The sequence below is a fragment of the Amycolatopsis sp. NPDC004747 genome (assembly GCF_053601335.1).
Window position 1 is genome coordinate 81662 of the sequence record NZ_JBSGBQ010000041.1, and the last position, 6514, is coordinate 88175.

The window sequence follows — 6514 nt, forward strand, 5'->3', positions numbered from 1 at the left end:
GTGAGGAGCTATTTCAGCTCACAATCCCGGGTCGTGGTGTGTCAGCGCCGCGGCTGAGTCCGATTTGTCACCGAGGGAGTGGCGCCGCAGCGCGCCGAACGCGAATGCGGCGATCACCAGCATCGCCGCGCCCGACACGGCGAACGTCCGCGCGGCCGAACCGAGCCGTTCGGTCAGCACGCCACCCAGCAGCGCGCCGAGCGGGATCGCGCCCCAGACGACCGTGCGCCACACCCCGAGCACCCGGCCGAGCAGCTCGCCGGGTACCAGCGTGTGCCGGGCCGTGGCGAGCACGACGTTGACCGCCACCACCGCGGCCGCGAAGAGGCCGAACAGCACCGCGGCCGCCACCGGCGAGCGCACCAGGCCCATCCCGCCGAACCCGAGCCCGCAGCAGACGATCCCGCCGGCGACGACCGGGAGCCGGCCGGTCGCCCGCACCAGCCGCGGGGCGGCACCGGCGCCGAGCAGGCCGCCGATCCCGCCGGCGAAGGCGAAGAACCCGAAGGTCGCGTCGGACAGGTGGAGGTCCTCCAGCGCGTACAGCACCAGCTGCGCCTGCGCGAGTTCGCTGACCAGGCTGAGCAGCCCCGCGACGACGACCAGCCGCAGCAGCAGCGGGCGCCCGCGCAGCCAGCGCAGGCCGTCGGCGAGCTCGGTGCGGAGTCCCGCCGGCCCGGCCGGCGCCTCGGCCTTGCCGCGGTAGGTGCCCGCCAGCCCGAGCAGCACGGCCGCCGCGATCGCGAAGCCCGCGGAGTTGAGGACGAACGGCAGGGCGGCGAAGAGCGCGAACGTCAGGCTGCCGACCGGGCCGCCGAGGAACGTCTGGCCGACGATCTCGCAGGCCTGCAGCTTGCTGTTCGCCGCGTCGAGGGAACCGTCGCCGACGACCGCCGGGATCAGCGCGTTCGCCGCGCTGTCCGCGATGGTCTCGGCGGTCCCGATGACCAGCGCGGTCAGGTAGACCAGCCAGATCGTCATGCCGCCGGCGGCGACGAGCACGGCCAGCGCGCCGACGGCGGCCGCCCGCACGGTGTTCGCGACGATCATCGCGCGGCGCCGGTCGATCCGGTCGACCAGCGCCCCGGCGACCGCCGCGAACAGCAGCCAAGGCAGGAACTGGGTGGCGGACAGCCCGGCGATGAGGACCGGGTCGCGGGTCAGTGTCGTGGCCAGCAGGGGCAGGGCCACCTTGCCGATGCCGTCCCCCAGGTGGGACGCCGCGCTCGACGTCAGCAGCCAGGTGAGTCTTCGGCCACCGCCGTCGTTCCGGGCTTCGTTCACTGTGCCTCCCCGCACGAATCGATGCCCAACGACTTCGGGTACGAGGATAACCGCGGTGATGGCGGCGCGTGGTCACGTTGTCACTACTAGTGAAACTCGCGACAGTTTCCGGTGGCAAGCGCGGAATTCGGTGGACTGTCCTGGTGGGACGGGGGAATCCGCCGGGTCAGCCCCAGCCGAGCTCGTGCAGCCGGGCGTCGTCGATGCCGAAGTGGTGGCCGAGCTCGTGCACGACGGTGATCAGGACCTCTTCGACGACCTCGTCCTCGTCCTCGCACATGGCGAGGATCGGCTGCCGGTAGATCGAGATCCGGTCCGGCAGCACCCCGCCGTAGGACGACGTCCGCTCGGTCAGCGCGATGCCGTGGTAGAGCCCGAGGATGTCCGGCGCCTCGTCGTTGAACTCCTCGACGAGCACGACGACGTTGTCCATCGCCTTCGCGAACTCGCGCGGCACCTCGTCCAGGGCTTCGGAGACCAGCTCCTCGAAGCGTTCCCGGCTCATCTCGACCGGCATCAGCCGCCCTGCTTCGCCGTCGAAGGTGCGGGGTTCGGCGTGGCCGGGCCACCGCCGCCGTCCGACGGCGGGCCGCCGTCCTGGGGCTGGCCGCCGTCCGGGCCCGCCGGCGCGGCCTTGATGCTGCCGGTCACCGCCTGCAGGCCGCTCTTGTCGGGCAGCACCGAGGCGACCTTGCAGTTGACCTTGCTCGAGCCGGCGTCCCAGCTCTCCTGCTCCCGCAAGTCCCAGGTCAGGATCAGCTTCTTCGCGTCGAGGTCGGCGCCGCCGGTGTAGCTGCCCGCCGCCTTGTTGCACTCGGTGTCGAGCCAGGCCTTCTGGTTGTCCTGGGAGGGGTAGGAATCCTTGAAGTTCGACTTGAGGTCCAGGGTCGCGACGATCTCGTACGAGTGCGGCTTCGTGCAGTCGGTCGGATCGCCGACGCCCTTGCCGAGCAGTGCCAGGCAGGTGCCCGGCTCGAAGACCGGCGACTGGTCCTGGTCCTTGGCCGGCCCGGTCGTCGGCAGCAGCTTGCCGCCGGGGGCCGCCCACTGCAGGCCGCACCGCAGCTGGCGGTCGCCGTCTTCCCACTGCGACGGCGTCGGGCGGAGCAGGTTCGTGGTCAGCTTGCCGTACGGGTCGAGCTTGTGCCCGAGGTAGGGCTTCACGTCCGCGGTGCACTTCTGCTGCGCGATCTGCTGCCACTGGTCCAGCGAGGGGACGGGCGCGCCCTCCGGGAACTGGGCGCCGATGTCCACCAGCGTGGTCACCTCGAACAGGTGCGGCTGGGTGCAGGCCACCTTGCGCGCGTCGCTCGCGTCCGGGTTGTCCCAGGTCAGGCAGCTGCCCGGGGGTGAGTGGAAGGCTTCCTGGGCCGCCGCGGACAGCCGGCCGGCGCCGCCGCCCGCCCCGCCGGCGAAGCCGCCGCCACCGGTGAACAGGACGCTGAGCGCGAGCGCGATGAGCGCGCCCGCGAAGATCCCGCCCATCACGACGCGGGTGCGCAGCGTCTGGCTGGCGGTGGGGAACCGATCGGCGCTGGAAGACATCGCACTCCATGATGCCCGCGCCGCGCATGACGCGCGCGGTCCGGGTGGTTAGGGTGGTCACGGTTTCCGCGGTGGCCGGTGATTACGGAGCGCACATGACGCAGGACAACAATACTGGGGACCAGCCGCCCCCCGAGCCGCCGAAGCGCGGCTCGATGAGGTTTCAGGACTCCAACACCCAGCCCCGCCAGCCCTCGCTGGCCGAGCAGCGGGCCCGTCAGCAGGCGCTCGCCCAGGAGGAGCGCAACGAGGAGCTGGCCCGCCAGGCCGACGCCAAGGCGGCGACCCGGCGCAAGATCCTGATCGGCAGCGGCGTCACGGTCGGCCTCGTCGGCCTGGTCGCGACGTTCTACACGGTGGCGAAGACCGAGAACGTCACGGCGGTCTGCACCGACGCCGGCGGGGTCGTCCAGAACGACGACTACTGCGACGACAACTACGTCACCAGCCACGGCGGCTACCACAGCGGCGGCTTCCTGTTCCTGCCGATCCCGGGCGGCGGCTACAACAGCTACCGCTACAACTACGGCGGCACCGGCGTGATCGGCCAGCGGGTCTCCGGCGGCACGTACGACGCGCCGTCGGCCCGCACCAACGTCACGACGAAGACCGGCAAGTCCGTCCAGCGCGGCGGGTTCGGCATCAGCGGCAAGAGCGGCAGCGGCGGCAGCGGCAAGAGCGGGGGATCGTAGGTGTACCGGGACCGGCGTGAGCCGCGGCGCGACTGGCAGCGGATCGTCGAAGAGCAGGGGCTCGTCTACGGCACGCCGGCCCGCGACAGCAGCGGCCGGGTGCGGCCGTACTGGGACGAGTCCGTGCACTACGTCTTCGACATGGACGAGGTCCTCTCGCTCGAGGCCGACGTCGAGCTGCTGCACTCGATGTGCCTGGAGGCCGTCGACAACGTCGTGACGACCGAGGGCTACCAGCGGTTCGGCATCCCCGAGTGGGTCTGGCCGCACATCGCCGAGTCGTGGAAGCGGCAGGACCCGCACGTCTACGGCCGGTTCGACCTGCGCTACGACGGCAAGTCGCCGGCGAAGCTGCTGGAGTACAACGCGGACACGCCGACCACGCTGCTGGAGGCGTCGCTGCTGCAGTGGCACTGGAAGACCGACGTCTTCCCGGACGACGACCAGTGGAACTCGATCCACGAGAAGCTCGTCGAGCGGTGGTCGGTCCTGCGGGACAAGCTGCCCTCGAACGAGCTGCACTTCACCTGGTCGGCGGCCGACCCGTCGGGCGAGGACAACGTCACCACGGCGTACCTGCAGGAGACGGCGGCCGAGGCGGGGCTCGACACGGTGGGCCTGGCGATCGAGGAGATCGGCTGGGACCCGGTGCTCAAGCGGTTCGTCGACCTCGAAGAGGCGCAGATGGCGACCGTGCTGAAGCTGTACCCGTGGGAGTGGGTGGTCGACGAGGAGTTCGGCCGCCACGCCGTCGAGTCGCTGCCGCGGACGCTGTGGATCGAGCCGCTGTGGAAGATGATCCTGTCGAACAAGACGCTGCTGGCGATCCTGTGGGAGAACTACCCGGGCCACCCGAACCTGCTCCCGGCGTTCGCCGACGACCCGGGCATCCTCACCGAGTACGTCCGCAAGCCGAAGCTGGGCCGCGAGGGCGCGAACGTCCAGATCGTCGCCACCGGCTACGAGACCCAGACCGACGGCGTGTACGGCGCGGAAGGCTTCGTCTACCAGGCGTTCGACCCGCTGCCCGAGTTCGACGGCTACCGGCCGGCGCTGGGTGCGTGGATCGTCGGCGACAGCTCGGCGGGCCTGGGCATCCGCGAAACCGGCGGCCTGGTCACCGACGACGGTGCGGCCTTCGTCCCACACCGCATCATCGAATCGTGATAAAACACCCCATCGCTGACCTTCCGGGAGAAAACTCGTGACGACCCTTGCGCTCTCCGACACGTTCGGCTCCGACCTCGTGCGGGGGATCGGCGCGATCCTGCTCTACGGCGTCATCGGCCTGCTGCTGATGTTCGCCGGCTTCTACGCGATCGACTGGACGACCCCGGGCAAGCTGTCGAAGCTGGTCACGCAGGGCCTGCCGAACGCGGTGATCGTGACGGCGTCCGGGATGCTCTCGATGGCGTTCATCGTCGTCGTGGCGATCTTCAACTCGGCCAGCGACCTCACCGAGGGCCTGATCACCTCGCTGGTCTACGGCCTGCTCGGGATCATCGTCCAGGTGATCGCGGTCCGGCTCCTGGAGTGGGCGACCCGCATCGACGTGGCCTCGACGATCGAGAGCGAGAAGTTCGCGCCGGTGAGCATCGTCGTCGCGGCGGCGCACCTCGGCCTGGGTCTCGTGGTGGCGGTCGGCATCTCCTGACGTTCGCCACTACCGTGGGGTCCGTGCGCCTGCTGAGGACACCGGACGACCGGTTCACGGACCTGCCCGACTTTTCGTACGAGCCCCGTTACGCGGAGCTGGCGGACCCCCACGGCGGCCGGATCAGAGTGGGGTACGTCGAGGCGGGCCCGGCGGACGGCCCGGTGGTGCTGCTGCTGCACGGCGAGCCGAGCTGGTCGTTCCTGTACCGCAAGATGCTCCCGGTACTGGCGGCGGCGGGCCTGCGCGCGATCGCGCCGGACCTGGTGGGTTTCGGCCGCTCCGACAAGCCGGCGAACGTGGCCGACCACAGCTACGCCCGCCACGTCGAGTGGATGCGCGGGTTCGCGTTCGACGCACTGGACCTGCGCGAGGTGACACTGGTCGGCCAGGACTGGGGCGGCTTGATCGGGCTGCGGATGGTGGCGTCGTCGCCGAGCCGCTTTTCCCGGGTGGTGGCGTCGAACACGGGCTTGCCCACCGGCGACGTCGACATGCCGGCGGAGTGGCACGCATTCCGGTCGGCGATCGAGAAGGCCCCGGTGCTGGACGTGGCGCGGTTCGTGCAGTCGGGCTGCCGCACACCGCTGTCACCGGAGGTGCGGGCGGCTTACGACGCACCGTTCCCGAACGAGATGTACAAGGCGGGCCCGCGCGCGATGCCTTCGCTGGTGCCGTACCGCCCGGACGACCCGGCATCGGCGGCGAACCGGGAAGCGTGGAAGACGTTGACGGAACTGGAGATCCCGTTCCTGGTGGCGTTTTCGGACGGCGACCCGATCACGGGCGGGATGGCACCGATCCTGCGGCGCTCGATGAGGGGTGCGCAGGGGCTGGAGCACCCGGTGATCGGGGGAGCGGGGCATTTTCTGCAGGAGGACAAGGGCGAGGAGCTGGCCGAGCACGTGGCGCGGTTCGTGCGCGGGTGAACTGAGCAGCCCCCGATTTCCAGGCTAGCGGAGGGGACCGACGGAATCGGCGACCTACGAGTCGGTTGTCCACAGGGTGGGGCGGCAGCAGCGAGTTGTCCACAGAGGACACCTAAACCGCCGGCCGGGTGCGCAAGGCAACCAACGACGTCACCAGACCTCCCCCGCCCCTCATCCCAGCTATCTCTTCAGCCGAGCGGCGGCTGAAACTCCTACCGGAGGGGCGGGGGAGGTCGGACCCGCTCTGCCGCGGCAGGGCAAAGCCGCGGCAGAAGCAGAGAAGGCGGCGAAAAGTCTGCCGCGGCTCTAAAGATCGTCCTCGCCGGACGGGCAATACCGCTAAGTTAGGGGTGTCCAGGCGGGGCTGGGCTGTGACACGCGCTGCGCGTATCCGTTGTCTGAGTGGATTT

General features: G+C 70.4%; 7 protein-coding genes. 4 read left to right on the plus strand and 3 right to left on the minus strand.

What is annotated here, in order from left to right:
• Positions 1-18: 18 nt before the first annotated feature.
• The 3 genes from ACWEGE_RS41255 to ACWEGE_RS41265 all read right to left on the minus strand — a co-directional run bounded on the left by ACWEGE_RS41255 (position 19) and on the right by ACWEGE_RS41265 (position 2829).
• Positions 19-1284 (minus strand): MFS transporter, encoded by a 1266-nt coding sequence (locus tag ACWEGE_RS41255; RefSeq protein ID WP_449665927.1) that lies wholly within the window; start codon positions 1282-1284, stop codon positions 19-21.
• Positions 1285-1450: 166 nt separating this feature from the next.
• Entirely contained in the window at positions 1451-1801 is a 351-nt protein-coding gene (locus tag ACWEGE_RS41260; protein WP_449665928.1) for a metallopeptidase family protein, read from the minus strand.
• Positions 1801-2829, minus strand: coding sequence for a septum formation family protein (locus tag ACWEGE_RS41265; RefSeq protein WP_449665929.1), 1029 nt, complete (start codon positions 2827-2829; stop codon positions 1801-1803). Before ACWEGE_RS41265 ends, ACWEGE_RS41260 begins: the two co-directional genes overlap by 1 nt.
• Positions 2830-2924: 95 nt before the next feature.
• Between ACWEGE_RS41265 and ACWEGE_RS41270 the strand changes: the two genes are divergently transcribed.
• From ACWEGE_RS41270 to ACWEGE_RS41285, 4 genes are read left to right on the plus strand one after another with little or no spacing between them, the layout of a single operon-like run.
• Complete coding sequence (locus tag ACWEGE_RS41270; protein WP_449665930.1) at positions 2925-3521, plus strand: hypothetical protein; 597 nt, start codon at positions 2925-2927, stop codon at positions 3519-3521.
• The gene (locus tag ACWEGE_RS41275) at positions 3522-4688 is read left to right on the plus strand and encodes a glutathionylspermidine synthase family protein (RefSeq protein ID WP_449665931.1); all 1167 of its coding nucleotides are present in this window, start codon (positions 3522-3524) and stop codon (positions 4686-4688) included.
• 37 nt (positions 4689-4725) lie between these two features.
• A complete protein-coding gene (locus ACWEGE_RS41280) occupies positions 4726-5175 on the plus strand; it encodes a DUF350 domain-containing protein (protein WP_449665932.1) in 450 nt (149 codons plus the stop codon).
• A gap of 23 nt (positions 5176-5198) precedes the next feature.
• A complete protein-coding gene (locus ACWEGE_RS41285) occupies positions 5199-6104 on the plus strand; it encodes a haloalkane dehalogenase (RefSeq protein WP_449665933.1) in 906 nt (301 codons plus the stop codon).
• Positions 6105-6514 lie beyond the last annotated feature (410 nt).